The organism is Vibrio sp. 10N.261.52.A1 (assembly GCF_002876325.1).
GTDB lineage: Bacteria > Pseudomonadota > Gammaproteobacteria > Enterobacterales > Vibrionaceae > Vibrio > Vibrio chagasii.
Genome location: NZ_MCYD01000792.1, coordinates 1 through 25,309 on the forward strand (window position 1 = coordinate 1; position 25,309 = coordinate 25,309).

Sequence of the window (25,309 nt, forward strand, 5' to 3'; positions counted from 1 at the left end):
GAACAGTATTACTTGGTATTTTTATAATTTAGAAATTAATGATGTTGCTTCAGGTGTTTTATAATTATCAATGATGTTTTAGAGTGTTAATTCCAATATGGATAAGGCAAACTTGCCCACTTCCTAGCTTGTATGCCTATTACGAGATACAGTTAGGTTAAAGATAAATATATAAGGAATGTATAATGCTTCGAATCTTATTGATTGCAGTTATCTCAGTGTTCAGCACAATGAGTTTTGCAAGCGAAGAAGTTAAGTACTCTGAGAAAGAGTATTTGGATAGACCATTGATGGAACGCTATATCTTGGATGAGTTGAAGCAACTGAGAATCGAGCAGCAGGATCTTGAAAGGCGTCTCACCATTCAGATGACGGATCGCGAGCTCGCTGTGGCGGATAAGTCACTCAATTATGCCAATGTCACCGTTACCTATTTCTTCTACATCATTGCAGGCGTAGCGTCTTTAATCGCCTTAGTGGGTTGGCAATCGCTCAAAGAGCTAAAACACACTACCAAAGAGATGGCAGATCAACGACTCAATACTATCGCTCAAGAATATGAGAAAAAGTTCAACGTGCTTGAGAGAGACTTGAAGCGTAAAACAAGAATCATTTCAGAGAACAACCGAGAAATCGAAATCATCAATGAGATCCACAATCTATGGTTGAGGGCGCAAAATGCTCAAACCGCGGAACAGAAAATTGAAATCTACGATGAGATTTTGAAGGTTCGTCCTGGGGACTTAGAAGCATTGACATACAAAGCGGACGCAGCGATGGAGATTCAGGAATACCATTGGGCGATGAGCTTATGTAATCGTGTGTTAGAGGTGGATGACCAGAATGCTCATGCTTTATATCAGCGGGCGTGTGCTTACGCTAGGTTGGGAGCAGAAGGGCAAGCGATTGATGATTTAGAACGTTCCGTCGAAGCCAGTGGCTCAATGCGAGAGTTGTTGGCTGAAGAGCCAGACTTCGAGATGCTTCGAGGCTTAGAGCGTTTTGAGGCGCTTCGTGAAGAATAAATGTTTGATGGTATGGTGGGTTTCTTAAGCCCACCATACTTTTATGCTTTATAAAGAACGGTTTCTTAACTTTCGTTTGTTTTTTTGAATTGATTGTTATGTTATAACACTTTCAAGTTCCTTGTTATAACTGCTAAGTAATTTATGAAGTACCTCCGCATTAGCCTGATTTTTGTCGCTATCAGTGCATTTTCACTTGCCGCATTGCTCTCTTTCCATCCGGAGCCGGAAAAAGAAATTTCAATAAAAGTAACGCCTTATCAAGAAATACACATGGACGGTGAGGAACAGGTGCACCCACAAGCTAATTCGAGCTCATTGATCAAAATTCACTACTTTGTAAAAGTAGGGGATACACTGAGTAACATATTCGAATCGTGGAATCTGCCTTATGAAACAGTTCATAAAGTAATGGAAGCGGATCTTGAATCCTTGAAACTCGATACCATAAAACCCGGTGACCACTTAGAGTTGCTTTTAGATAGTGACTCCAAACAGCTTGTTGAGTTGGTGTTCCACGAAAGTCTGGTTGAGCAAGCTGCCTTTACTCGAAATGATGATGGGAGCTTCACCTATAAATTCCACGAGATACCAGGCGAATGGAAAGAAAAACTCTACGCGGGCAGTGTTCATGGTAGCTTTTCAACATCGGCATACAAAGTTGGGCTTACAACAGCTCAGATTGCCAATATTACTCGTACGCTGAAAGATAAAGTTAACTTCGCTCGTGAGCTTAGAGCCGGTGACAGCTTTAATGTACTGGTCAAAGAGCAGTACACAGACAATCACTTAACGGGAAAAACAGAAGTTCAAGGCATCTCCATTCAATTAAGAAACCGAGAAGTAGCAGCGTTTTTGGCGCCTGATGGTCTTTTCTACGATAGAGAAGGCAATAGCCTAGAACAAGCCTTCGATAGATACCCTGTTGACAGAAAGTTCCGAAGAATTACCTCATCGTTCAACCCGAAACGAAGACACCCTGTGACAGGCCGAATCTCGCCGCACAATGGTACTGACTTTGCGACGCCAGTGGGCGCTCCGGTATATTCAACGGGTGACGGCCGGGTTGTAGCGCTGCGCGACCATCCTTATGCCGGGAAATACTTGGTGATTGAACACAACAGCGTATACACCACTCGTTATCTTCATTTGAGCCGCTTTTTAGTTAAGAAAGGGCAGCAAATTAAACGAGGTCAGAAAATTGCGCTATCGGGTGCAACGGGGCGTATCACTGGTCCTCACTTGCATTTTGAGGTGTTGGTTCGTGGTCGAGCCGTGGATGCGATGAAGGCGAATTTACCGATGGCAAGTTCGATTATGCCTAAAGATAGAAAAGAGTTTTTGGCTCGAATCGCTTCTTTTGATGCCATGATCTCTGAGCCAGCAGGTCGTGCGAGTTAGAGATATTCAAACCTAACCTAGCAACGCATACAAAAACGCCCTTTAGCTAGTGATTTAGCTAAGGGGCGTTTTTATAGGTAATCACGACTTAGCGAGTAATTAAGCAACTACTACCGCTGTGCCGCTGGCTGATACCATTAGCATGCCGTTACCTGTTCCAAGTACTTCGTAATCAATATCGACACCGACCACTGCATTTGCACCAGCTTCAATGGCTTTCTGTTCCAGCTCTTTGAATGCATAGTTACGGGCTTTTTCGAGTTCCTTTTCGTAGGTGCCAGAGCGCCCACCAACAAAATCACGAATGCCAGAAAACATATCCTTGAATACGTTCACCCCTAAGATAGCTTCTCCGGCAATAACTCCTTTGTAGTCGACAATGCGTTTGCCTTCGACAGATTGTGTGGTGGTAATGATCATAATGGCCTCTTGTAAGTAACGGTTCTAGTGGACGTTGTCGTTATTCTAATCTTGTGTTGTATCGCTAAGTGTCATGTCTGAATTGGCAAATTCATGTCTTAACCATGTTCTCAGTTGTAGCACACTTTCTTGTTTTAACTTGTTTTTTGGGCAAACAAAATAGAAATCTTGATGTGGGTTAGCAACGGGGGCACCAAGCTCAACCAGCATGCCGTGGCTAATGTCATCTTTTACAAACAAGCGATGGGTGACTAATACACCTAGTGAACGAATCGCGGCTTGTACCGCTTGAATCGACACATCAAACGTTAGGTTGCTGTGAAAATTTGGCATCGGGATTTGGTAATGATCACACCACACTTGCCAGTCGTGTTTTCGCCTTGGGTTAAAGACACCAATCGTGGAGTTTTGCTCAACAAGCTTTTTGACGCTTAAATTCTCATTACTTTTGAGGAGCGCAGGGCTACACACCAACACCAGATCATCATCGCCCAGTTTTTCGCTGTAATACCGCTCCCACTCATTGGACTTGCCATGTACAAGAGCAATATCAACCCCTTCTTGTTCAATATCGAAAGGGCCTGTTAGTGTTGAAATTCGAATATCAAGTGAGGGAGCAAACGATTGAAAGTCAGGGACTCGAGGGATCCACCAGTGCATGGCGAGCGAATTTACCATGTTGAGTGTGATGCGATGGTCATTAGGCGTCCTTGCTAGCTCTTCAGTGGCTTCTATCACTTGCTCCAGTGCGGGAGCAACTTTGCGATAGTAGCGTTTACCTGCGGCATTTAGAACAACACGACGACCTACTCGCTGAAATAGAGGCTTATTGACCTGCTGTTCTAAGGACTTGATGGCTTGGCTTACCGCAGAGTGGCTGACATACAATACACGAGCGGCATCGGTCATGCTGCCTGTCTCTGCGACAGCAATGAAAGCGTAAACGGATTTAAGCGGAACGAGCTTTTTCATTGGTAAGTTTTCCTTACAGTTATGGTTAATATTACTCGCTATTTTTAATGACGTCACGCTTCTAAAATAGACAGCATAGGAGGTGATAATTATGTCTGATATTACCAAGGCGACGACTTTCATGTTGTTGTCGACATTCAGTTTGTCTTTAAGCGGTTTAGTGGCGAAGTATCTATCGGAAGCGATGCCTATTTCGTTACTGAGCTTTGTTCGTTTTTTGTTGCCTAGCCTGCTCTTATTCTTGTTTCTTATCTTTTCTAAAATTAGTAGGCCGACTGGAGGTATGTGGAAGCCATTGGTGATGCGGGCGATATTTATGGTGGCATGTCAGTGGTGTTTTCTTACGTCGTTACAAACCTTAACGTTGGTAGAAGGTGTGGTGCTATTCAGTACTGGCCCTTTGTTTATACCGTTGTTAGAAAAGTTAATGTTTGGAACCAAGGTTCATAAAACAACTGTATTCTGTTTAGCGATAACCTTTGTTGGTGTTGTGATGATGGCAGGGGATTGGTCACAGTTTAAATTTAGCTCAGACTTCTTGAGAGCTGAATTGCTGCTTGGTTTGTTGGCCGGACTATTCAACTCAGCGTCGCAAGTGAGTTTATATCGCGCTTCTAAAACTACTCTCACGCCTGCAGAGCTCAATGCTTGGACATTTTTAGTTGCGGCAATACTGGTTATCCCGATGTTGGTGTTCACCTCAGTACAAGGCGTTTCTGGAGTGCAGGCTGACTCAGGCATTCTTAATACTTTAAAGGCGGTTGACCAAATCGGCTGGATTGGAATCGGGGCATTTGGATTAGCGCTATGTACTGTTAATACACAGATCTTCCGATCAAAGGCTTATAAGCTTGTAGAGAGTGGCTCTCAACTGGCGCCACTAATTTTCACCAACATGTTGTTTAGCGCATTGTGGCAAGGTGTGTTCTTTGATGATGTATTTTCTACTCAGCAGTTGGTTGGTATTAACCTGATTGTAGCTGCGAGCATCACTAATACCTTGTTAGCTAAAAAGCGTAGTAAAGGCGGGCAAGCATCCAAGCCAACGAGCAACTCCAAAGAGAGCTCGGTGTTGGGTTTACAGCCAATAGTTAAGCGCTAAACCTTGTCAGTAACGGTTTAAAAAAGTGAGCGAATATACTCTTTTACTTTTTCGATGTGTTTCGTTTCATCGATATCGCATCGTTGGCTTAACTCAAGGAATCGCTCTGCGTATTTGTCATAGATTTTATTTTCTAAAAACAGTAAATAGAGTTTGGGATCAATATGACCGCTCGTCGCCATGTTGGTCATGATATTGAGCGATTCACTGAGCAGTTTTCCTTTTTTATACGGACGGTCGCTGGAAGTCAGGGCTTCAAACACGTCAGCAATCGCCATGGCTCGGGACGGCAAAGGTAATTGATCTTCACTCAACCCACGAGGGTAGCCCTTACCATCAATGCGTTCATGATGCCCACTGGCAATTTCGGGAATATTTTGCAGGTAAGGTGGGTATGGGAGCTTGTTTAACATGGTGAAGGTCTGAATGATATGGTCATTGATCATGAAGCATTCTTCTTCGTTGAGAGTGCCACGATTGACTTTCAAATTGTGCAGCTCGCCTTGGTTGTATTTGACCTCTCCAGGCTTAAGGACGAACTCTTCTTGCCACAATTCTGCTGGGTTAAAGCCATTATCCCATGGGATCTTGTGCTCTGGCTTGTCCGCAAGGAGTGGTTCCATCACTGGTAATGTCTGTTCACTGTGATCTGGTTTAGCGCCGGCAGATTGCGACGATTTCTGCCACGAGTTGTACCTCTCTTTTTCAGCCCAAGATATTCCAAGTTGATCATCTAACGTTCGTTTCCATTGACGCTTGGCTATTTGGTCCAATCGTTCTAGCTGTTCTTGTGTCATTGATTCTCCGCCAAGGTTGCACTGAGCAACAAAGGCAAACTCTTCATCGAGGTCGGAAAGGGTTTGTCCTAGGGTCTGTAGCTGCTCTTCTTGAAGTCCACCATTCGCCATCTCTTTCCAGTAGTCAGTTTCGGCTTGTTGTTTGAGTAGTTCAAATCGCATACGAACTTCGTGGATTCGGTCGTAAATGGTCTCAAGTTTGGTTGCTTTGTCTACCACATACTCTGGGGTGGTGACTTTCCCACAGTCATGTAGCCACGCGGCTAACATCAACTCTTCCCACTGTTTGTTGTCCAGAGAGAACTGAGGGTAATAACGGTCGTCATCGATAGTCGCTTGGGTTAACCATTTGGTCAGCTCGGGTACTCGTTGGCAGTGACCTCCAGTGTATGGGGATTTGGTATCAATCGCAGAGGCGATCAGTTCAATAAAGGCGTTGAGCATGTCTTTCTGTTGCTGCATTTGGTCGATGTTGTCTTTGGCTATTTCCGCGAAGCTCAATAACTCTCTTAAAAAGGCGTGTTTATCTGCTTGAGCTTTGGTAATCGGTCTTTCATAGCCAATCGCCACAATACCAACCAACAGTTTTTCACGGTTCAACAACGGAAACAGGTACAGATCTGAATTGAAGATTGAGTCTTGATAATAGTTGAGTACATTGTCTTCTCGATTCAGGTGGATGGTCTCTCCTGACTTGAGTTTGCACAGTAACCAAGGTGTATGTTTGATGAAGTCATTGATGTCTGCTTTAAAGGGAATGATCGCTAGGTTGGCGGCGGTATCAAACACATCTTTCTCTTCTGATTGAGTAAACAGCACAATGGTTTCGGCTTTGGTTATCAAATAGCTTTGGTGAGCGATGTTCTTGGCAAGTATGGAGAACTCCTGATTCCCCGCCGTGTCCCGAAGTAAGTTGATGAGGTCATGAAGCGTGTGTTCCATTAATTCAATGGAGTGGGCGAGGTTAGCGACCTCTTTAATCATGCTCTTCGGATAATGGGTACGACGGAAATCGAATCGTGCAATGTTATCGGTAAGCTGCATCAAGGTATTGAGTGGTTGGGATAGACGATTAGCAACCAACCACACGATACCAAAGCAGATAAACAACATCCCAATCGCGACCGCGACTTGTTTGTCACGCATAGAAATAAGATCGGAAAGTAGCTCATTGTGTGGTGTCGCTTCTGCCAAATAGAGGGTCACGTTTTGGGTGAGCTCAACCGGAGTTAAGGTCAGTGCCCATGTGTTCAGGTTGTACTCGACGTTTTTGAGATTGAGATTAAACTTTTCCTCATCTGAGATTAGCGGCCCCAATACTGAAGATTTTAACGCTTCCATTTGCTCTCGTTTGGGGATGTTGAAAAAGTTCTGCTCCTGCTCACTACCAGAGAGTTTGCCTGCACCAGTTACATTATTAGTATTGTCATGGTTAGCTTGGAAGGTGAGGTTAGAGGTCGTTAAATCCAGTTGATGCTGACCCAGAAGGTTAAAGTGTTGGTCAAATAGAGCCAGTCTAGTTTGGGGAGAATAAGCCAGCTCACTGATCTGAGAAGAGAGTGAACTCAGCGTGAAGTCAGCACCCACCACATGTTTACCATCAGCTGAACGCCTAGAAAGCGTAATGCCATTGGTTTTCAGGAAATAAAAAAGATAGGGCTCGGATAGGTGTATTGATCCATCTGGTTTTGCATTGCGATACCAAGTACGAGTCGTTGGGTTGAATTTACTCTCGCTTTGCACCGTGCTGATGACCTGATGCGCACCATCGAGGTAGGTAATAAAGTTCTCACCATCCAAATTAGTGCTACTGACCATCATGGTCGCTTTGGCAGGGGCATTATTTTCGGCCCTTTGTTTATTGGTGCTCAAGGGGCGGAATATTCTAAAGTCGCCATCCTCCGAGCCATAGAAGAGCGCGACTAAATTAGCATTCTGTTTGAAGATGATATCGACTGATGCTAGCCAAGACTCCTTCTCGGTAGAGGAGCTTTGTTGATTAACAAACGGACTGACCGCCATCACGTTCAAAGTGGTGATGACAGGCGCTATTGCTTGCTTGAACACCGATTCCAGTTTATCACGGTGCTCATTACTTACCTCGCGAACGGTTCCTAATAGCAACTCTTGAGAGTGCCGATAGCTTATAGATATCAAAACTGCACCGACAAATGTTGTCAAAATTAGGAAAAGGCTAGTGATGTGGATACTCAGCGGATAACGTCTTCGTCTCATCTAACACTCCAGCGTGTGAACTGGTTTAAGTATTGACGAACTTGGGTAGGTTGCAAAAAATTGGCTCAATTACCAGGCTTGCACGTAGCCATGATTATGAAGCCGACCGATAGAATGTTGGGTGAAGGTAGAGGTGACAGTCTGCCCTATAGCAACTGGGCAATTAGTTACAAGAAAGCGTTAGGTTAAGGTGCTAATTGTCACTTTGTGCTGATAAACTGGTTCTATTGATAACATAAGGTACTCAATTCCAAGCAGAGGCTTTAGGTTTATTTTTGGAAAGTTTAGATATCAAGAGAGGGCATTGATTTATGGAATTAAAGGTAGACACTCACACCCATACATACGCCAGTGGCCATGCCTACAGCACATTGATTGAAAACGCCAAGTCGGCAAAAAAAAATGGCCTTGCTATGTTCTGTACCACAGACCACTCGGAGTCGATGCCGGGCGCGCCACACTACTGGTTCTTTAGCAATCAGCGTGTACTTCCTCGCTTTATCGAAGGCGTTGCGATTATTCGCGGCGTTGAATCAAACATTATGAACACTCAGGGGGAAATCGATATACACCCAAGTGTTGATAAGAACTTAGATTGGGTAATTGCGAGCTTTCATGAGCCTGTATTCCGTCCGTCAGATTCTGCAGCTCATACTGAGGCTCTCTTAAATGTCATCAAAGGTGGTCGAGTCGATGCACTGGGTCATTTGGGTAATCCTAATTTTGATTTCGATTTTGAAGCCGTCATCCAATGTGCGGTAGAGCACAATGTCGCTATCGAGATCAATAACACGACATTGAAAGGCAATAGCCGCGTGGGCAGTGTTGATCGTTGCTACGAAATAGCAAGAATTGCGAGAGAAAAAGGGGCATTTATTACCACAGGGAGTGATGCACATTTCTGCCAAGATGTAGGCGGTTTAAATCTTGTTGCTTCATTACTTGGTGAGGTGGGCGTAGATTCGAGTAAGGTGATCACCCATTCACCGCAGCAATTCTTGTCATTTTTGGCGCTACGTGGTCGCAACGAGATCCCAGAATACTCAGCACTTGTTTAAGAGAATGTCGGCAGGTTTGCATTTCGACACAATCAATTTTTGTGCCTGACGGATTTTTGTATACACTAGCCGGAAATAATAAAGTCGAAGCGCTGCAATAATGACGGCGCTATCTTCAAAGTCACAGTTTCACTTGGAGAAACAATGAAAACTCGCTCAATCCTTTTATCTGGCCTAATCGCTGCAGCAGTAATGTCTGGCAACGCATTTGCTAACGTTGACCTTAAGAAAAACATGCAAGAAATGAAGCTTGCATTCAAACAAGCGGCAGAAGCTCAAAGCATTGAAGAGCAGATCGAAGAAATCAAATACACACGCCAAGGTGTCGTGCCTTTGATGTATCAAATGATCGATGGCTTGCAACAGGTGGTAGAAAAAGACGTACCGATTAAGAAAGAGCAGCGTCTAGAGAGAGTTGAAAAGCTTCAATCAATGATGACTCGTGCAGACGTAAGTGATGCTGAGAAATACCGTCGTATCCTAGAGGCATACCAAATCGAGATGGACTACGGCATTAAGTTGGGTGTTTACCAAGGTCGTGTTGCATTGAGCAACGACAGAACAATTGAAGCTGACGTGTTGCACCTAGGTCGTATCTCTTTGGTGGCACGTAACCTAAATGGCAGCCAATACTGGTCTTGGAATCAAACACAAAATCAGTGGCAGGAGCTAGATTCTTCAATGAAATCTGAGCTAGATAAAGCTTACGACATTGCAAGCCAACAAGCGGCGCCAAGCCTAATTACTTTACCTGTTTCTTTAACTGTTGCGGAGGTTAAGTAATGAACTTAAAGCCATTAGCAGTATTGCTTTGCATTACGTCTATTTCATTTTCTGCTTTCTCTGCTTCTGATTCTACGGCTCAGTTAGTGAACAAAGCGAAGTCAGAAAATCGCACTCAAGCTTCTCATAATGTGGTTCGTGAAGCTGACTTTAAAAAGACTGAACAAGAACTGAAAGCAATCAAAGCGCAACTTGAAGCGAAACGTACATCGGTTCAAAACGCAACAGACGTTCTTACTAAAACGTTTAGCGATAACGAGAATAAGCTGGCTCGTTTAGAAGAAAAGCTGCGCTTAGAAACAGGTAGCCTTGGTGAGCTATTTGGTGTGGTTCGTCAAAACGCGAAAGAACTGGGCGCAGAACTTAGCTCTACAGTAAACAGCGTTGATCGCGCTGAGCATACAGCGACCGTTGAACAAATTATCGATGCGAAATCACTACCATCAATGCCACAGCTTTCTGGCTTGTGGATGAGTATGGTAGAGCAGATTCAAGCGAGCTCTGAGCTTAGCAAATCTCAAATTGCTTTCATTAATGGTGAAGGCAATACACAAAATGTTGATGCTTATCGCCTAGGCTCGATTGGCCTAGTGACAGATCAAGGTTACGTTAGCTGGAATACTCAGCGTGAAGACGCAATCGCATACCTTAAACAGCCAGAAAATGGTCCAACGCTAGCATCGCTTTCTTCACTGGCAAATGGTGAAGTAGCAAATGTTGTTGTCGATCCTTCACGTGGATTCATGTTGGAGCAGTTGGCGCTAACACCTAGCCTAACTGATCGCCTTCAAGCGGGTGGTGTAGTTGGTAAAGTGATTCTTGGTCTACTGGCTATTGGCTTAATTATCGCCTTAGTGCGTGGAGTGTCTCTATCGATTGCTCGTCAGAAAATTCGTGCGCAGCTTAAGAACCCTGAGCAAGCGGGTGATAACCCTCTAGGTCGTGTTCTTGCCGTGTACAACAGAGAGCAAAACCAAACGGTTGAAGCGTTAGAGCTACGTTTGTTAGAAGCGGTTGTTGATGAGCAAACTCACTTAGAGAAAGGTCTATCAATGCTTAAGCTATTGGCAGCGCTAGCACCAATGTTAGGTCTTCTAGGTACAGTAACGGGTATGATCGAAACGTTCCAAGTGATCACACAGTTTGGTAATGGCGATCCGAAAGTAATGGCGGGTGGTATTTCGATGGCGCTGGTAACAACCGTACTTGGTCTTGTTGCTGCAATGCCTCTTCTACTGGCACACAACATTCTTAGCACTCAAGCAGAAAACATTCGCAATATTCTTGAGAAGCAAGGTATTGGCCTTGTTGCTGAGCAAGCTGAAAAGACAACTGAATCGAGCGCTGTTGTGTCACCAGTTGGGACTGCTGCGTAATGGATATTTTGTCGGGTTCTCTATTACCAGCGAGTTGGTTAACGAGTGACTGGCTGCTGTCTTTATCAAGCTTTATGGAGCAGGGCGGTTTCGTCTTGTGGTGGCTAGCGGCAGTTGTCCTAGTGTATTGGGTGCTTGTGGTAGAGCGCGTGTTATATCTCGCGTTCTATTTTCCTAAGCAACGCCAAGCTTGGATAGCAAAGTGGCATGAAAGAGAAGACCACTCTTCTTGGCATGCCAAGGCCATTCGTGAAGGTTGGTTAGGTCAGGCGAGTATCTTGCTTAACCAAAACTTGAATTTTATTAAGCTATTAGTGGCTATCTGTCCGATGTTGGGCTTGTTAGGTACCGTTACCGGTATGATTTCTGTCTTTGATGTCATGGCGACACAAGGCAGCAGTGATCCTAAGTTGATGGCTTCAGGCATTTCGTTGGCAACACTGCCAACCATGGCGGGCATGGTTGCAGCCTTAGCGGGTATGTTCGTACACGCTAGATTAGCCAAAGTGTGCAACCGCTTAGAATTGAAATTAGAAAAATCTTTAAGGAGTCAACGATGAGACTCGGTCGACGTCATTCTAAAAACGAAGAGGCTCAAATAGACCTAACTTCGATGCTTGATATCGTATTTATCATGCTTATTTTCTTTATTGTGACCAGTTCATTTGTTCGTGAATCGGGGGTTGAAGTTAACCGCCCGCAAGCTTCTAACGTAGTAAGCCAAAAGGATGCGGGCATCTTTGTTGCGATTACTTCTGCTAACGACATATTTATTGATAAACGTGTCGTTGATGTTGAACGCGTTCAAGCGACGCTAGAGCATTTATTACTAGAACAACCTGATGCTTCTTTGGTTATTCAAGCTGATGAACACGCATACAATGGTACTGTTGTAAAAGTGATGGATGCAGCTAAAGGTGCGGGTGTTAAAAACATTGCGCTTGCTGCTGATAAGCGATGATCTTGGAGGATCTTTATAAATGATTCGCTTATTTCTTGCTTTACCGCTAGCGGGTGCATTGGGCTTAGCACTGTTTTCTTTTATGGCTTGGATGGTCGACAATGGTCACCAACGTTCACCAGATGAGAGTGAGACGTTAAGTTTCAACATGGTGATGGTGGAACAGGAACAAGAAGTTCAAAGAAGACAACGTGCTGTCCCTGAAAAACCAGAAATGCCAGAGCCGCCACCGGAAGCGCAGACGTCTCAGTCACAAGCTGAAGTAACGCCTCTGAACTCGATGTCTTCATTGCCTTCATTGGATTTGAATACATCAATTGATGGTTTAGCGATTAATGCACCAACATTTTCTGACTTTGGATCAAACCAACAGGCGATGCCACTGTATCGAGTTGAACCACGTTATCCAGCGAAAGCACTTAAACGTGGCGCTGAAGGCTTCGTTATCATGTCGTTTACGATTGATGAAACGGGGCGTCCTGTTGATATTAAAGTTACTGATGCAAATCCGCGTCGTATGTTTGAACGTGAAGCGATGAGAGCACTTAAAAACTGGAAGTACCAACCAAAAGTTGTCGATGGAAAAGCGATAGCTCAAGTCGGTCAGACAGTGAAACTAGAGTTTAAGTTGGCAAAATGATGAAACAGATATGGATATTAGTGGGCTTATTGTTATTGCCCTTCACAACGCAAGCGCAAGAGCTGTCTCAATATACTGCTATTCGTGTGCAAAAAGCACATAACCTTGCTCAAGAAGAAAAGGTCAAGCAGGCGATTGATGTTCTCGCTAATTTAGAGTTATCTAAAGGCTACGACAAAGCTTATGTGGCTCGTATGTTGGGTGTTTTCTACTGGCAAGACGGTAAAACGGGTGCCGCTATTAAGCAGCTGACGTACGCAGTCGACACTAACTTGCTTGTGGATGAGCAAGCATGGGTGACTAAACGCATGCTTGCTGATCTTTTATTAAATGATCAGCAGTTCACAAATGCGCTTCCACATTACTATGAGCTAGTAAAAACGGCGCCAGAGACAGAAAAGAAAGATGTGCTTTGGATGCGAATTGCACAAGCGGAATACCAAATCGAAAACTGGTCAAAAGTGCTGGTGGCCATTGGTAATCACGACAAGTTCAACTCTAAACCACAGCTATCGCCTCTATCGCTAAAACTGGGTGCACAGCTGCAGTTAAAGCAGTGGAAGCAATCTATTCCAACGTTGGAGAGTCTTATCGAACTTCAACCTGAGAAAGATAATTGGTGGCGTCAGCTTGTTGGTATTCAGCTGCGATTAGAGCGCAGTAGAGATGCCTTGAATACATTGGCATTAGCAGATTTACACGGTGTTGAGTTGAAAAACTCGGATCGTAGACTTCTTGCACAGTTGTACGCGAAACGAGGCATTCCTGAGCGCGCTGCTCAAGAGATCGCTAAGCTAGATGATGCGAACAGTGATGTTAAGCTTTTAGCTGAGCAAGCTACATACTGGCAGCTAGCGAAAGAGTGGGACAACGCGATTGATGTTTGGACATTAGCGTCTAAAAAGGACAGCCAATACCATTGGAATGTGGCTCAGTTGCTTGTTCAACAAGGATACTACGACAGAGCGCTAGTTGTTCTAGATAAAGTGAAAGACAAAAACAAGCAAGCTGATGTTGCTTTAGCGAAAGTACGTTCATGGTACAAGCTAAAGAATCTTGATAATGCTCTTGCTCAAGCGAAACGCGCGAACAACATTGAGCCTTCTTCTGAAGCAAAAGGTTGGATTAAATATCTGACTCAGCTAAGAACAGTGAGTGATAACGGCAACGTTTAACTGCTAATAGCACAACAGAAGACAAGAGAAAGTTATATTGAGAAAAGGGTGTCATTTGATGGGTCAAATGACACCCTTTTTAATTTTTGGCGGCTATAGTTCTTTAATCTTTGTCTTTCCAGTGTGTCGATTAAGGCTCGCACATCGTTCCGCTGGACGTAGCACTTTGAATTACGCCACTGGTATCAGCGACCCAATTAATGGTGCAGTCACGATAAGGGTTTTTGAAGGCGTGTACTGTATAACCATTATCTAACGGCTTCTTGGTTTCAATCCAAGCATAGTTTCGAGACGCCCAAAAACTGATAGGGCGTGACCGTTCGGTGAGATAACGTTCTTGTACATCGGTTATGTCTGAACCGATGTATTGTTGAATATGTTCTTCCGTGCTGGTTATTTGGCTGGTACACGCCGTTGCTAGCGCAGCAAAAGCCAAAACAATAATACGCATTTCAAATCCTTTTAAGCTTCATTAGCTATCATCAAACCAGTGATCAAATAGTCCCAACTTTCAATCCTTAAAGCCACAACTGTTACCTTAAATCCATCTCAATCAAGCATGTTGAGATTGAGGTTTTTTGAGCTTTGACCTGTTATCGATAAGCTCTGATAGAACGAATCAAATCTCTTCAGTACACGTTAGCAAGAATATGCATATAGTTCGATGACTTCCCATGTAATGTTATGTAAATTTCCTTACGCCGCTCAGCAAACGTAAACAATGTAAATTGAATGCCAATACGAATGATTATCAACTAAATTGTCGCCATAAAATTTATAGGTATTGGTTTGTATGTCGTTAAAAAGTAGGGCGGTTCAGTCATGGGCTCGTCGACTTCATGTTTATATTTCTATGGCGCTTCTGTTCGTGGTTCTTTTCTTCTCAGTGACAGGTATAACCCTGAACCGACCTGAGTTATTTGAATCAAGCCAACCCAATATCCAACGCTCTACGCTAACGCTTCCTACAAGTTTATTTACGGTCCAAGACGGACGTTTAAAAGCTGACGAGACAGCCTTTGAAACGTTTCTGTTTGAAGAAGCCAATCTGTCTGGTGTTCCTTCAGGCTTGGACATCTACGCAGAGATTGAAGACGGTGAGTTGCTCATCGGTGAAGTGTCTATGGACTTCAAAGGACCAGGCTACAACGCTTCCGTGTTTGTTGACGTTACGTCTGAATTTGTAGAAGTCGAAACCACGAATTACGGCGTTATCGCATTGTTGAACGATCTACATAAAGGTCGTAACAGCGGTGAAGTATGGAAATGGTTTATCGATATCACTGCGCTACTGATGATCTTCTTTGTGCTTACTGGCGTGTGCTTACTTTTACCTAAGAAAAAGACACTCAAGACCTCCATCAAATGGACGGTGTTTGGGTCTGCAATCTCACTTGTTATCTATTTTGTCGCCGTGCCTTAACGCTTGATTCGATTGATGAATCAGATTGAAGAACGAGCTTAAGGTTAAACGGATTTAAAAGGTTGTTAAACATGAAAAAAATGAACTGGAGCAAGGCGCTTCTTGCTTTATCTCTTTTGCCAAGCCTAGGTATGGCACAAGCGATTCCTGATACGGCAAAACTTGATGTCAGCTTTGAGCTTCCAAAGATTGATACGTCTATGTATGCACGTCCTTATGTGGCGGTGTGGGTAGAGAACAGCGAACGAAAGTCAGTGAAAACCATCGAGCTTTGGGTCGGTAAAGATGAATGGCTTAAAGATCTGCGTAGCTGGTGGAGAAAGGTTGGCCGTTACGATCGTGAGCTGGTTGATGCTGTAACGTCTGCAACGCGTCCTGCTGGTCAGTACCGTTTCGTTTGGGATGGCAAGAGCGACAGCGGTGAAACGTTAGAACAAGGTGAGTACACGGTTCATATCGAAGTGGTTCGCGAACACGGTGGCCGTAACTACCTTCGTCAAAAAGTATCACTCACAGATTCAAACGCATCTTACGAATTAAAAGCAACGGAAGAGACGGGTGAAATCACCCTGAACTACATCGCTAAATAGTAACTGCGAACAGTAACTAGTAAGTACGAACTAAAACCAAGCTGAACAGAATAGACAGTGGTCATCGTAGGCTCAGATAGAGCGACACGGCTAGCAATTATAAATAATGGAATTGAACATGATGAAACAAACAAAAATTAAAGCACTTGCTCTAGCAGGTGTGATGGCATTCGGCCTAGCAGCAACGACAACAGCACAAGCTCACCCACGTTGGATTCTGCCATCTCACTTCACTGTATCTAAAGAAGGTGGTGATTGGCTAACGTTCGACGTTACTGCGTCTCACGGTACGTTTGTTTTTGATAAGCCTGCTGGCAGCGAAAATGCTCATGTCATCATGCCAGATGGCCGCAGCGAGCGTCCAAACTTTGTTATTCGTGGCAAGCGTCGTTCAATCTTCGACTTCTATTTTGAAGAAGAAGGTACACACAAAGTGGCGATCAACAACTATCCGTCTTACTACACACAGTACAAAGCGGGTCGTCGCGACACCGTGAAGTGGGTTAAAGCAAACAAAGCAGAGCGTGATTCAGTGCTACCAGAAAAAGCACGTGACGTGGTAACACAAATCAGCTTCACTCGTGCAGAAAGCTACATCACGGTAGGTAAGCCAACGGATTCAGTGTTCAAAATTGAAGGCAAGCTACTTGAGATGAAGCCAGTGACTCACCCTTCAGACATCGTTGAAGGCGAACCAGTCACATTCCAATTCTTCTACAACGGTGAAATCCAGAAAGACGTGAAAGCGGAGATCACTCGTGAAGGTACGCTTTACCGCAACCACCAAGAGCAGATTGATGTAGTGAGTGATGAGAACGGTGAAATCACGTTCACTCCAGACGTAGCGGGTCGTTACGTAATGAAAGCGAACTACAAAGGTGAGTTGATTGACAATCCATTGGCAGACAAAGCAAGCGCGAACGTTCACCTAACGTTCGAAGCTCTACTTCAATAATCTGTGATATTGGGGGCTAGCCTCCCGATTAAACAACTAAAAACTTAAGGGCTCATTTGAGCCCTTTATCGCTCAGTTTATGACTGAGAATTCGCACTGTGGCTAGGGTACAAACCATGACAATAAAAACAAAACTGAACGCTTTAATAACGCCTTGCTTAGCATTGGGACTTGGTTTCGCGGCATTACCTGCACAAGCACACTTCCCATTGATGAGTTGCTGGTTTGAAGGAACAACCGTTGCTTGTGAAGCGGGTTACTCTGATGGCAGCAAAGCGATTGATTATGCGGTTGAGATGTACGACTACGAAGACAATTTGATTGCAAAAGAGATGACTGATAAGCGCTCTATCGTTGAGTTTCCACATCCAGATACCGAGTTTTACCTGGTGTTCGATTCTGGCCACGAATTTCCTGTTGAAGTTGATGTCTTAGAGATCAGCGAAAAATGATGATTCAAAGCGTACGTGCCGATACTGGTGGTAGAGAGGGTAAATGGGTTGGATTGATCATTGTATTCATCCTTTGCTTTGCAACCGTCGCGATCCCATTTCATCAGGCGGAATCTCACGTAAAAGCGGTGCTAGACCATCAAATTTTAGTAACGGATGTTGAACAAGAAAACTTGGCGATGCTGTCAGAGCTGCGTTTGGCTCATGAAGAAATTCGTGATTTGCGTATGGACTCAGATGGCGAATGGCCAAGCGTTATGTCACTTAAAGGTGAATGGGTTGCGCCATTTGTGGAAGACCAGAGTTGGAAGCGCAAAGGCTCTCATGCTTGGCTGTTGGACGAGCGCGGTTATTATTTTTCCACACCAAATGAACTTGGCTTTGCGGATTCTTTTATTCTGAACGCGAACAGCGTTTCTCCTGAAATCTGGATTTTCTTTGGTGGTATAGCAAAACAGCCTAGTGCTTTTGACGAGCACACACTTGAATCTGAAGGCTGGAAAATGGTTGTGAATGAATCAGAAGTTGAACAGCATCATGCAAGCGATGCTCACTAATAATAAGAGATTTACTATGCGAATTATGACCCTGTTCATGTCGTTATTATCGGTGTTCATGGCACCTCATGCATTAGCAAAAGAATACTCGGTCGACAGTAACAAACTGACGATTGGTATCACACTTCAACCTTACTACAGCTATGTGAAAGCCGTAGTCGGTGACAAAGTGAACATTCTTCCTTTGGTTGACGCTGGTTTTAACCCACATAACTACTTACCACAACCGAACGATCTGAAGCGATTGAGCCAGATGGATGCAATCGTAGTAAACGGTATTGGTCACGATGACTTCGCGCTTAAAGTCATTGCAGCAGCGCAACGTGATGATTTGGTTGTGATCGAAGCAAATAAAGAAGTGCCTTTACTTCCGGCTCTTGGTCAATCTGTTGGTCAGGGTGCTGTTAACCCGCATACCTTCGTTGGGCTTTCGACAACCATTCAGAAGGTTTACACCATTGCCAGTGAAGTTTCTAAACTCGACCCAGACAACGCTGCGTTTTATCGCAAGAATGCACGTAAGTACGCAAAGCAATTTCGTTTCATGAAGCGTGATGCGATGTTGTCATTAGGTGAGTTAGATACATCAGGCATGAAGGTTGCGACGACACACAACGCTTATGGTTACATTCTTCAAGAGTTTGGTGTTGATGTCGCGGCGGTAATCGAGCCAGCACACGGTGTTGAGCCAAGTGCTAGCCAACTTCAAGAGACGATTGAGAAGATCCGCGCATCGGGTATTGATGTTCTGTTCTACGAATTAAACATGCCAAACCGTTTTGTTGACACAATTGAAGCGGAAACAGGCGTTCAGCTTTACCGTTTCTCTCACATGACTCACGGCGAATATGAAGACGACAAAGTAGAAGTTGAGATGAAGAAGAACCTAGAAACCTTAATCGAAGCGATGAAGTTTGCAGCGGCGAACCAAGCTAAAAGCGGGAACGCATAATGCTAGGTCCATCAATCTCAATCAATAAACTGGGTCTACAGTACGATAATAATGTGATTCTTGATGATATCTCGCTGGAACTTAAAGCGGGCGAGTGTCATGTGATCATGGGACCAAACGGTGGCGGCAAAACTTCTTTGCTGCGCTCTGTGCTTGGCCTTACGCCTTTCTCTGGCCAAATTAATATCCACTGGCCAGAAAAGCCAAGTATTGGTTACGTGCCTCAAAAAGCGACATTCGAGTCTAGCTTACCTTTGACGGTCATGGACTTTGTTCTGCTAAATCAGACGCGAATCCCTCTGTTTTGGCGTCGTAAATCAAAGCAGTTAGATCTTGCTCTCGCGCAGTTAGATCGCGTTGGTATGGCGACTCGTAGCGACCGCCGTATGGGACAGTTGTCCGGTGGTGAGCAGCAACGTGTGTTGTTTGCTCAAGCGTTATTGGATAATCCGAGCTTACTGGTATTAGATGAACCTACAACGGGCATGGACGAGCAGGGCGTTCGCTATTTGGAATCGTTGATTCGTGAATGTGTTGATGAAGGCCGAACGATTCTAGCGGTTCACCACGATGTTACTGCGGTACGTCGACTTGAAGCGAACGTGCATGTCGTTAACCGATTCTTAGTAGATAGTGGCCCACATGAGCAAGTACTGCATCCAACGAAGATCGAAAGCTTATTCCAACACTACAGTAGTGGCTCAGTAGTGACTGAATCGAAGGAGGTTGCGTAATGGATTGGTTACGACAACTTGCCATTAGTGGTGTGGAAGCGGGCTTGTTATCTGAAAGCTTCATGTATGCCTTCATGGTAAATGCTTTGGTTGCAGCCTTATTGCTTGGCCCTCTGCTAGGTGGTCTTGGTACTTTGGTGATTGCAAAGCGTCTAGCTTTCTTTTCTGAAGCTGTTGGACACGCGGCGTTAACCGGCATCGCAATCGGTGTTCTTCTTGGTGAACCACCTGAAAATCCGATTATTGGGCTGTTTAGCTTCTGTATGATTTTCGCGTTGCTTCTGCACTTTGTAAGAAACCGAACCAATGTGCCGTACGATACCTTGGTTGGTGTGTTCCTTGCACTGGCATTGGCAGTGGGTGCAGCGTTACTGATGTACGTGGCTCGTAAGATCAATATTCACATGCTTGAGAACGTATTGTTTGGTTCGATCCTTACGGTAACGGATCAAGACTTAGCGATTCTCGCAGGCAGTTGCGCGATCATCATTTTGCTTTTGATACCGACATTCAACCGTATCCTGCTTACCTGTATCAGCCCTGATATTGCGAAGGTTCGTGGTTACAACACCAGTTTCTACGACTACTTGTTTGTCATGATGATTACGTTAGTCACGATTGCTGCTGTGAAGATCGTGGGTGCAGTTTTGGTAGGTGCTTTGTTATTGATTCCAGGTGCGACGGCTCGACTATTAACTAAACGCATGGGTAGCTTTGTGTTGTTATCAGCATTGCTAGCGACCATTGCGTGTTTGGTTGGGACGGTGTTAACAATGGAACTTAAATTGCCAGTACCGTCGGGTGCTTCAATCATCATTGTTTCTGCAACCTTTTTCCTTGCAGCAACGCTATACCGAATTGTAAGAAAGGCGTAATTATGACTTCTTTAATGAATCGTATCTCGATCTCAGTAAAAACAACGGCTCAAGTCGGTGTGCTTGGTAGTGTGTTAATGGCTGGCTCAGTGATGTCACTTAAAGCGAATGCGGAAGATATTCTAACGAGTACACCTGTGACTTATGCATTAGCGACAGAGCTAACGAAAGGCACTGACATCACAACTGAGTATCTGCCACCAAAGCGCTATGGTATTGATCGTCTGCCGAATTGGTTTGGTACCAAGGGGGCAAGCAAAGTCCTTAAGTCTGGCGAAAAGGCGACCGTTGCTCTTACTCTATCATCGATCTGGCAAGCCGACCCTACATTCGTATACGCAAGGCAAGGTAATATCCGCTTGGTTGAGGTCGATGCGGCTCAAGCGATTACGCCGCGAGCACAAGGTGTTGCGGCACTTACGTTGTCGAATGGCGAAGTGTCTAAGTATGCTTGGTTAAACCCAACCAACTTAACGCGCATGGCAGCGATTGTGGCTGATGACTTTAAGTTACTGTGGCCAGAGAAGGCTAAGGTTATTGATAGTAATCTGCAGCGCGTGATGTTGGATGTTCGTGAACTGATCAACAAGCAACAAGCAGTATTGCTTGATAACGAAGTGGACTCAGTACTCTTGCTTTCGGAAAGCTTGGAAGATTTTGCATCTGGTAGCCAACTGTATGTTGAAGACCGCATGTTTAAAGTAGAGCTTGAATGGACAGAGCAGGACAAAGCGAAACTTAAAGCGATGTTTTCGGAAGATGATGCACTATGGCTTGTTACAGCGAAAAAGCCGAGCAACCTGATTAAGTCTCTAGTGCCTAATGAGCGTATTCTAGTGGTGGACTCAGTCGATCGTTGGGGTAGAGCAGGAATCAGTGCTCAAGCACCATTCTCTCGTTGGGAAGTAAAGCTATTCAAAGGCTAATCAACGAGATTAAATAAATCAGGATCAAAAAAGCAGCCCAAATAGAGGCTGCTTTTTTTGTACTTACCTTTTAGCAAAGAGCCTGGTAAGAATGCACAGTGAGCGCTTAATCTTACTCTGCTGCTTTAGTTTCTTCAGCTTCAACAGTTGCTTCGACAGCACCTTCCGCTTGCGCTGCTTGAGCCTGTTCTTCTGCTTCCATTTTTGCGCGTTCAGCTTTAGAAATGTAGCGAGGCTTATTACTTGTATGCAGTTTAGAATTCGCTTTTTTCTGCTTCTTTTTTAGAATTTGATTAATTTTTTTCTTACGGTTCATTGCTGCATAGCCTTGTATTTAGTTTAGGCGGTGGAGGATAATCATTTTAGCTCTAGAACTCAATATTTACATGGTATTCAGCAAGGAAATATCGTCATGCAGGCAGTCGAAACCGCTCGTTTAAGATTAAGAATGATCACAACTGAGGATGCTGAATTTATCCAAAGGTTGTATAGCTCAGAAGACTTCTTGCGTTATATCGGAGACAAAGAGATAACCAACACGGCAAAGGCTAAAGAGTATATCGAGAACAACATCCTTAAGATGCATCAAGATAAGGGGGTCTGTTTGTTGATGGTAGAAGTGAAAGCAACCTCAACGCCAATTGGAGTTTGCGGGTTAATTAAGAGGGATAGTTTAGAGTCACATGATGTTGGCTACGGTTTTGCTCCGGAGTTTTACGGTCAAGGTTATGCCAAAGAAGCGGGGGAAGCGATAATTGAACAAGCTAAGCAGAATGCTGATATTGATCATTTAGTTGCTATTACTACCTCTGATAACATTCGAAGCATCGCACTACTGACTAAACTTGGCTTTGCGTTCGAGCGGGTTGAAGACGTGATAAGTGAAAGCGTAAATCTCAACTTGTATAGCCTCTCTTTGGGTAATTAATCATGTTCCAACATAACAATATTCTACAAGGCGAACTTGCGACGGAGTACAAAACCGTTATCGCGATGGTGCATATATACTGCAAAGATCACCACGGTGAAACTCGTCAGAATAACGCGTTATGTGAAGAGTGTGAGCAGCTGTTACGTTACGCAGAAACACGGCTTGATAGATGCCCTTATGGCGAAGCAAAACCAACCTGCAACAAGTGTCCGATTCATTGCTATAAACCTGACCCGAAAGAGCAGATGCGCTTGGTGATGCGCTATGCTGGGCCAAGAATGTTGCTCAAGCATCCTATGTTAGCTATTCGACATTTGATTCATGAGAAACGGAAATTGCCAGAAAAGCCGTTACCGAACGTATCGAATCGTCATATCCGAATGAATAAGAAGTAGCGGGTACACTAAAGGCTATGCTTCCAGAAACAAAAAAGGTCTGATTTCTCAGACCTTTTCTGTTTTGAGCGACATCTTGTTCAAATAGTTGATTACTTCAAAAGCTTAAGCAGCTTGTGGTTCTTCATAAGTAACCGTCAGGTTGTTGATCCAACGGCGACTCAAGTAACGGTGCGAGCAGATAGCCAGCTTCACAACTTCTTCAACTAACATCAGGCCATAGATGTACTTGAAGTCCCATTCCGCGACAAATGCGCCGTAAACACAAACTGGAATGCCGACCATCCACATCGCGATGAAGTCCATACGCAGGCAAAATGCATTATCACCACCAGCACGAATGATACCGTTAATGATAACCATGTTTAGCATACGAATTACAACCGCAAAGCACATGATCATCATCGCTGGTGAAGCGAGTGGGTATAAAGCGTCTGTGGTTAGGTTTAGCCATGATAGAACATGCTCTTTCCCCATGAACAGCATCAAGCCTACAATTGCCCCAAAACCTACAACGGCTTTGATAAAGGTGAGGCCCATACTCATTGCATCATCGAACTCATCTCGACCTAATGAATGGCCAAGCAACACTGAACACGCTACAGAGATGCCAAAGAACACCGAGTAACATAATGACTCAAACGGAGCGAGCATTGAGAATACCGCTAGCTCTGTCGTACCCATATGACCAAAGATCATCTGGTAAGCCATGGTACCCATTGCCCATAAAACAGCATTCATGGTCAGTGGCAGGGCAATACGACGGTAAGATAACCACAATGACGGGCGATGTGGCGAGCTCGGTGTCGTTAATAGCCAGTGGTTGCGCATACGCATGTAGCCGTACATCAAACTCACTTGAATTAATCGCGCTAGAGTCGTTGCTAATGCTGCTCCTGCAACACCCATCGCTGGAATTCCGAAAGCACCCTGTATAAGGATGAAGTTAAGTGCGATATTGAGTGCAATCGTCACCGCACCAAGCAGAAGTGGAGTTACGGTGTCACCTGATGAGCGCATGCTTGCTTCAACTACAACCACAATATGGGTCAGAAGCAGAACAGGGAAGCCATACCAAAGGTAAGTCGCACCAAGTTCAATTACGGTTTGATCGCTGGTTTGCAACATCATCAAAAACTGTGAACCAAGAGTGATGATTGCCGTTACAGGTAGCAGAACTTTTAAACCAAATACCATTGCGATAGAAGACACGGTTCGTGCACTTTTACGGTCGTTTTTTCCCCAATATTGCGCTACCAATGTTCCGTTTGCTGAGGCCAACCCTGCCATAATCATAATAGCGACGAAGTGCCATTTTGATGCAATTCCCACAGCCGCTGCTGCTTCCATACCAAAATCGCTGACCATTAACACGTCAGCAAGGGCTAAAATAGCAACCAAAGCACTTTGCAAAGCAACAGGCAAACCAAGTTTGATAATGCGAGGTAATATGCTCTCTGGCTTGTTATTTATAGATGAGTTAGGGTTGATGTTAGTTGTCATAAGCTCTCCGATTTATGGCAGAACTATAGTGATTTGAGTGAAGTAACAACATGTTTAAAAAACAACAAAACCTGTGCAAATCCGTCATTGATAGCATGAGGCCGAAATCAACGTGGCAAGATGACGTGTTTCTTGCAGAACAATGTAAAGAACGTTTTTTGACCGTTGAAGATATCCCAGAGATGAGAAGCTGCGGTGTTTACATGGGGGGAATGGCAAAGCTGCATGACGCGTATTGGGTGGAACGCGAATCGGTGAATGTTCATACGTTGATTTTTACTCAAGAAGGGGGAGGAATATTAACAACGGCGACATCAGTACAAGCAATTACGCCTTATACACTTGTGGTTCTTCCTGCAGAAACGCCATTTCGATTTGAACTTGATCCTCAATACAACTATTGGAAAATGGCGTGGATGCTGACACCAGATACTCCTCAGTGGCAACACATCGCGAGTTTGGGTCAGAGCATTGTGCCTTTCGGCGAGTGCGAACAAATCTGGTCGCTGATGAATTTGGTTTACTTTGAAATTGGCGGCAGAGCTAGTTATCGGAAGTTACTGATGAGTGAAATCATCCGCACGTTGACCGGGTTTGAACCTAAGTCGACCAGCACGACAGCGCGTGTGCAGGCACTGTACAACGAAATTGAAAGTAGCCTGCATCTACCTTGGACGGTCGCAGGGATGGCGGAGCGAGTGTTTATTAGTGAAGAGCAATTAAACCGAGTTACGAAGTCGCTATTCAATGTGTCTCCACGAAGCAAATTGATTCAGTTGAGAATGGATAAAGCAACCAGTTTGCTAAAGCAACAAGATTGGTCAGTATCTATGATTGCTAATCGTCTCGGTTATAAAGACCCTTATAATTTTTCTCACCGTTTTAAGAAACATTTTGGCTTATCACCTAGTCAATATCGTAAGAATTATCGGCTCACAAGCTAACTATTTGATCTGAAATATAAAGTAAAATGTAGGGTAGTATGAGGGCCCATTTAGGTCTTAACCCGCCTTAAAATATGATATAAAACAGTATTCATTTGTGATGTCTTATAACCAATAAATGCAGTAG

Annotated in this window: 28 protein-coding genes; 22 read left to right on the forward strand and 6 right to left on the reverse strand. The window is 44.3% G+C overall.

What is annotated here, in order from left to right; all coding sequences use genetic code 11:
• Positions 1-185 precede the first annotated feature (185 nt).
• Together BCT81_RS16490 and BCT81_RS16495 are read left to right on the forward strand one after the other, a co-directional pair.
• A complete protein-coding gene (locus BCT81_RS16490; protein ID WP_004742431.1) occupies positions 186-1,025 on the forward strand; it encodes a hypothetical protein in 840 nt (279 codons plus the stop codon).
• A gap of 144 nt (positions 1,026-1,169) precedes the next feature.
• Positions 1,170-2,426 (forward strand): peptidoglycan DD-metalloendopeptidase family protein, encoded by a 1,257-nt coding sequence (locus tag BCT81_RS16495; RefSeq protein ID WP_102425140.1) that lies wholly within the window; start codon positions 1,170-1,172, stop codon positions 2,424-2,426.
• Positions 2,427-2,525: 99 nt separating this feature from the next.
• Here BCT81_RS16495 and BCT81_RS16500 read toward each other — a convergent pair whose 3' ends face one another.
• Entirely contained in the window at positions 2,526-2,846 is a 321-nt protein-coding gene (locus tag BCT81_RS16500) for a heavy metal-binding domain-containing protein (RefSeq protein WP_004730185.1), read from the reverse strand.
• 45 nt (positions 2,847-2,891) lie between these two features.
• The gene (locus tag BCT81_RS16505) at positions 2,892-3,818 is read right to left on the reverse strand and encodes a LysR substrate-binding domain-containing protein (RefSeq protein WP_102425141.1); all 927 of its coding nucleotides are present in this window, start codon (positions 3,816-3,818) and stop codon (positions 2,892-2,894) included.
• A 91-nt stretch (positions 3,819-3,909) separates the two neighbouring features.
• Between BCT81_RS16505 and BCT81_RS16510 the strand changes: the two genes are divergently transcribed.
• Positions 3,910-4,920: a DMT family transporter gene (locus BCT81_RS16510; protein ID WP_102425142.1), complete on the forward strand. Its 1,011-nt coding sequence runs from the start codon at positions 3,910-3,912 to the stop codon at positions 4,918-4,920.
• Positions 4,921-4,937: 17 nt separating this feature from the next.
• Here the strand turns inward: BCT81_RS16510 and BCT81_RS16515 are convergent, their stop codons facing one another.
• Entirely contained in the window at positions 4,938-7,952 is a 3,015-nt protein-coding gene (locus BCT81_RS16515) for an HD domain-containing phosphohydrolase (protein ID WP_102425143.1), read from the reverse strand.
• Positions 7,953-8,263: 311 nt separating this feature from the next.
• On the opposite strand from BCT81_RS16515, the gene BCT81_RS16520 reads away from it, so the two are divergent.
• From BCT81_RS16520 to BCT81_RS16550, 7 genes are all read left to right on the forward strand, one after another.
• Complete coding sequence (locus BCT81_RS16520; protein ID WP_102425144.1) at positions 8,264-9,010, forward strand: phosphatase; 747 nt, start codon at positions 8,264-8,266, stop codon at positions 9,008-9,010.
• 234 nt (positions 9,011-9,244) lie between these two features.
• Complete coding sequence (locus BCT81_RS16525; protein WP_277869823.1) at positions 9,245-9,793, forward strand: DUF3450 domain-containing protein; 549 nt, start codon at positions 9,245-9,247, stop codon at positions 9,791-9,793.
• Positions 9,793-11,169: a MotA/TolQ/ExbB proton channel family protein gene (locus BCT81_RS16530; protein ID WP_102425145.1), complete on the forward strand. Its 1,377-nt coding sequence runs from the start codon at positions 9,793-9,795 to the stop codon at positions 11,167-11,169. The genes BCT81_RS16525 and BCT81_RS16530 overlap by 1 nt, the downstream gene beginning before the upstream one ends.
• Complete coding sequence (locus BCT81_RS16535) at positions 11,169-11,729, forward strand: MotA/TolQ/ExbB proton channel family protein (protein WP_010429842.1); 561 nt, start codon at positions 11,169-11,171, stop codon at positions 11,727-11,729. The genes BCT81_RS16530 and BCT81_RS16535 overlap by 1 nt, the downstream gene beginning before the upstream one ends.
• A complete protein-coding gene (locus tag BCT81_RS16540; RefSeq protein WP_004739212.1) occupies positions 11,726-12,130 on the forward strand; it encodes a biopolymer transporter ExbD in 405 nt (134 codons plus the stop codon). Before BCT81_RS16535 ends, BCT81_RS16540 begins: the two co-directional genes overlap by 4 nt.
• A gap of 19 nt (positions 12,131-12,149) precedes the next feature.
• Positions 12,150-12,770: an energy transducer TonB gene (locus BCT81_RS16545; RefSeq protein ID WP_102425146.1), complete on the forward strand. Its 621-nt coding sequence runs from the start codon at positions 12,150-12,152 to the stop codon at positions 12,768-12,770.
• A complete protein-coding gene (locus BCT81_RS16550; protein ID WP_102425147.1) occupies positions 12,767-13,945 on the forward strand; it encodes a hypothetical protein in 1,179 nt (392 codons plus the stop codon). The genes BCT81_RS16545 and BCT81_RS16550 overlap by 4 nt, the downstream gene beginning before the upstream one ends.
• A gap of 130 nt (positions 13,946-14,075) precedes the next feature.
• Here BCT81_RS16550 and BCT81_RS16555 read toward each other — a convergent pair whose 3' ends face one another.
• Positions 14,076-14,396: a hypothetical protein gene (locus BCT81_RS16555; protein ID WP_102425148.1), complete on the reverse strand. Its 321-nt coding sequence runs from the start codon at positions 14,394-14,396 to the stop codon at positions 14,076-14,078.
• A gap of 342 nt (positions 14,397-14,738) precedes the next feature.
• Here BCT81_RS16555 and BCT81_RS16560 point away from each other — a divergent pair, with 342 nt between their 5' ends.
• The 9 genes from BCT81_RS16560 (at position 14,739) to BCT81_RS16600 (ending at position 21,409) form a co-directional block, all read left to right on the forward strand.
• Positions 14,739-15,368 (forward strand): PepSY-associated TM helix domain-containing protein, encoded by a 630-nt coding sequence (locus BCT81_RS16560; RefSeq protein WP_102425149.1) that lies wholly within the window; start codon positions 14,739-14,741, stop codon positions 15,366-15,368.
• A 71-nt stretch (positions 15,369-15,439) separates the two neighbouring features.
• Complete coding sequence (locus BCT81_RS16565; RefSeq protein WP_102425150.1) at positions 15,440-15,958, forward strand: DUF2271 domain-containing protein; 519 nt, start codon at positions 15,440-15,442, stop codon at positions 15,956-15,958.
• A gap of 118 nt (positions 15,959-16,076) precedes the next feature.
• Positions 16,077-16,913 carry a DUF4198 domain-containing protein gene (locus tag BCT81_RS16570; protein ID WP_102425151.1) on the forward strand — a complete coding sequence of 279 codons (837 nt, stop codon included), beginning with the start codon at positions 16,077-16,079 and terminating at the stop codon, positions 16,911-16,913.
• A 116-nt stretch (positions 16,914-17,029) separates the two neighbouring features.
• Positions 17,030-17,365 (forward strand): hypothetical protein, encoded by a 336-nt coding sequence (locus BCT81_RS16575; protein ID WP_102425152.1) that lies wholly within the window; start codon positions 17,030-17,032, stop codon positions 17,363-17,365.
• Positions 17,362-17,922 (forward strand): hypothetical protein, encoded by a 561-nt coding sequence (locus BCT81_RS16580; RefSeq protein ID WP_102425153.1) that lies wholly within the window; start codon positions 17,362-17,364, stop codon positions 17,920-17,922. Before BCT81_RS16575 ends, BCT81_RS16580 begins: the two co-directional genes overlap by 4 nt.
• A gap of 16 nt (positions 17,923-17,938) precedes the next feature.
• Entirely contained in the window at positions 17,939-18,874 is a 936-nt protein-coding gene (locus tag BCT81_RS16585; RefSeq protein ID WP_102425154.1) for a zinc ABC transporter substrate-binding protein, read from the forward strand.
• Positions 18,874-19,608 (forward strand): metal ABC transporter ATP-binding protein, encoded by a 735-nt coding sequence (locus tag BCT81_RS16590; protein ID WP_102425155.1) that lies wholly within the window; start codon positions 18,874-18,876, stop codon positions 19,606-19,608. Before BCT81_RS16585 ends, BCT81_RS16590 begins: the two co-directional genes overlap by 1 nt.
• Positions 19,608-20,483: a metal ABC transporter permease gene (locus tag BCT81_RS16595; protein WP_102425156.1), complete on the forward strand. Its 876-nt coding sequence runs from the start codon at positions 19,608-19,610 to the stop codon at positions 20,481-20,483. Before BCT81_RS16590 ends, BCT81_RS16595 begins: the two co-directional genes overlap by 1 nt.
• Positions 20,484-20,485: 2 nt before the next feature.
• Positions 20,486-21,409, forward strand: a complete 924-nt coding sequence (locus BCT81_RS16600) for an ABC transporter substrate-binding protein (RefSeq protein WP_102425157.1) — start codon at positions 20,486-20,488, stop codon at positions 21,407-21,409.
• Between the two features lie 112 nt (positions 21,410-21,521).
• Here the strand turns inward: BCT81_RS16600 and BCT81_RS16605 are convergent, their stop codons facing one another.
• The gene (locus BCT81_RS16605) at positions 21,522-21,725 is read right to left on the reverse strand and encodes a DUF2986 domain-containing protein (RefSeq protein ID WP_102425158.1); all 204 of its coding nucleotides are present in this window, start codon (positions 21,723-21,725) and stop codon (positions 21,522-21,524) included.
• Between the two features lie 96 nt (positions 21,726-21,821).
• Between BCT81_RS16605 and BCT81_RS16610 the strand changes: the two genes are divergently transcribed.
• Both BCT81_RS16610 and BCT81_RS16615 read left to right on the forward strand, forming a co-directional pair.
• Positions 21,822-22,337, forward strand: a complete 516-nt coding sequence (locus BCT81_RS16610) for a GNAT family N-acetyltransferase (RefSeq protein WP_102425159.1) — start codon at positions 21,822-21,824, stop codon at positions 22,335-22,337.
• Positions 22,338-22,339: 2 nt separating this feature from the next.
• On the forward strand, positions 22,340-22,735 hold the full coding sequence (locus tag BCT81_RS16615; RefSeq protein ID WP_102425160.1) for a nitrous oxide-stimulated promoter family protein: 396 nt from the start codon (positions 22,340-22,342) through the stop codon (positions 22,733-22,735).
• A 105-nt stretch (positions 22,736-22,840) separates the two neighbouring features.
• Here BCT81_RS16615 and BCT81_RS16620 read toward each other — a convergent pair whose 3' ends face one another.
• Positions 22,841-24,238 (reverse strand): MATE family efflux transporter, encoded by a 1,398-nt coding sequence (locus BCT81_RS16620; RefSeq protein ID WP_102425161.1) that lies wholly within the window; start codon positions 24,236-24,238, stop codon positions 22,841-22,843.
• A gap of 50 nt (positions 24,239-24,288) precedes the next feature.
• Between BCT81_RS16620 and BCT81_RS16625 the strand changes: the two genes are divergently transcribed.
• Positions 24,289-25,182, forward strand: coding sequence for an AraC family transcriptional regulator (locus BCT81_RS16625; protein ID WP_102425162.1), 894 nt, complete (start codon positions 24,289-24,291; stop codon positions 25,180-25,182).
• Positions 25,183-25,309: the final 127 nt, after the last annotated feature.

Excerpts from the sequence above, each read along its gene's own strand:
- BCT81_RS16490 (WP_004742431.1), top strand. The coding sequence starts at position 186 with ATGCTTCGAATCTTATTGATTGCAGTTATCTCAGTGTTCAGCACAATG.
- BCT81_RS16495 (WP_102425140.1), top strand. The coding sequence starts at position 1,170 with ATGAAGTACCTCCGCATTAGCCTGATTTTTGTCGCTATCAGTGCATTT.
- BCT81_RS16500 (WP_004730185.1), bottom strand. The coding sequence starts at position 2,846 with ATGATCATTACCACCACACAATCTGTCGAAGGCAAACGCATTGTCGAC.
- BCT81_RS16505 (WP_102425141.1), bottom strand. The coding sequence starts at position 3,818 with ATGAAAAAGCTCGTTCCGCTTAAATCCGTTTACGCTTTCATTGCTGTC.
- BCT81_RS16510 (WP_102425142.1), top strand. The coding sequence starts at position 3,910 with ATGTCTGATATTACCAAGGCGACGACTTTCATGTTGTTGTCGACATTC.
- BCT81_RS16515 (WP_102425143.1), bottom strand. The coding sequence starts at position 7,952 with ATGAGACGAAGACGTTATCCGCTGAGTATCCACATCACTAGCCTTTTC.
- BCT81_RS16520 (WP_102425144.1), top strand. The coding sequence starts at position 8,264 with ATGGAATTAAAGGTAGACACTCACACCCATACATACGCCAGTGGCCAT.
- BCT81_RS16525 (WP_277869823.1), top strand. The coding sequence starts at position 9,245 with ATGCAAGAAATGAAGCTTGCATTCAAACAAGCGGCAGAAGCTCAAAGC.
- BCT81_RS16530 (WP_102425145.1), top strand. The coding sequence starts at position 9,793 with ATGAACTTAAAGCCATTAGCAGTATTGCTTTGCATTACGTCTATTTCA.
- BCT81_RS16535 (WP_010429842.1), top strand. The coding sequence starts at position 11,169 with ATGGATATTTTGTCGGGTTCTCTATTACCAGCGAGTTGGTTAACGAGT.
- BCT81_RS16540 (WP_004739212.1), top strand. The coding sequence starts at position 11,726 with ATGAGACTCGGTCGACGTCATTCTAAAAACGAAGAGGCTCAAATAGAC.
- BCT81_RS16545 (WP_102425146.1), top strand. The coding sequence starts at position 12,150 with ATGATTCGCTTATTTCTTGCTTTACCGCTAGCGGGTGCATTGGGCTTA.
- BCT81_RS16550 (WP_102425147.1), top strand. The coding sequence starts at position 12,767 with ATGATGAAACAGATATGGATATTAGTGGGCTTATTGTTATTGCCCTTC.
- BCT81_RS16555 (WP_102425148.1), bottom strand. The coding sequence starts at position 14,396 with ATGCGTATTATTGTTTTGGCTTTTGCTGCGCTAGCAACGGCGTGTACC.
- BCT81_RS16560 (WP_102425149.1), top strand. The coding sequence starts at position 14,739 with ATGTCGTTAAAAAGTAGGGCGGTTCAGTCATGGGCTCGTCGACTTCAT.
- BCT81_RS16565 (WP_102425150.1), top strand. The coding sequence starts at position 15,440 with ATGAAAAAAATGAACTGGAGCAAGGCGCTTCTTGCTTTATCTCTTTTG.
- BCT81_RS16570 (WP_102425151.1), top strand. The coding sequence starts at position 16,077 with ATGATGAAACAAACAAAAATTAAAGCACTTGCTCTAGCAGGTGTGATG.
- BCT81_RS16575 (WP_102425152.1), top strand. The coding sequence starts at position 17,030 with ATGACAATAAAAACAAAACTGAACGCTTTAATAACGCCTTGCTTAGCA.
- BCT81_RS16580 (WP_102425153.1), top strand. The coding sequence starts at position 17,362 with ATGATGATTCAAAGCGTACGTGCCGATACTGGTGGTAGAGAGGGTAAA.
- BCT81_RS16585 (WP_102425154.1), top strand. The coding sequence starts at position 17,939 with ATGCGAATTATGACCCTGTTCATGTCGTTATTATCGGTGTTCATGGCA.
- BCT81_RS16590 (WP_102425155.1), top strand. The coding sequence starts at position 18,874 with ATGCTAGGTCCATCAATCTCAATCAATAAACTGGGTCTACAGTACGAT.
- BCT81_RS16595 (WP_102425156.1), top strand. The coding sequence starts at position 19,608 with ATGGATTGGTTACGACAACTTGCCATTAGTGGTGTGGAAGCGGGCTTG.
- BCT81_RS16600 (WP_102425157.1), top strand. The coding sequence starts at position 20,486 with ATGACTTCTTTAATGAATCGTATCTCGATCTCAGTAAAAACAACGGCT.
- BCT81_RS16605 (WP_102425158.1), bottom strand. The coding sequence starts at position 21,725 with ATGAACCGTAAGAAAAAAATTAATCAAATTCTAAAAAAGAAGCAGAAA.
- BCT81_RS16610 (WP_102425159.1), top strand. The coding sequence starts at position 21,822 with ATGCAGGCAGTCGAAACCGCTCGTTTAAGATTAAGAATGATCACAACT.
- BCT81_RS16615 (WP_102425160.1), top strand. The coding sequence starts at position 22,340 with ATGTTCCAACATAACAATATTCTACAAGGCGAACTTGCGACGGAGTAC.
- BCT81_RS16620 (WP_102425161.1), bottom strand. The coding sequence starts at position 24,238 with ATGACAACTAACATCAACCCTAACTCATCTATAAATAACAAGCCAGAG.
- BCT81_RS16625 (WP_102425162.1), top strand. The coding sequence starts at position 24,289 with ATGTTTAAAAAACAACAAAACCTGTGCAAATCCGTCATTGATAGCATG.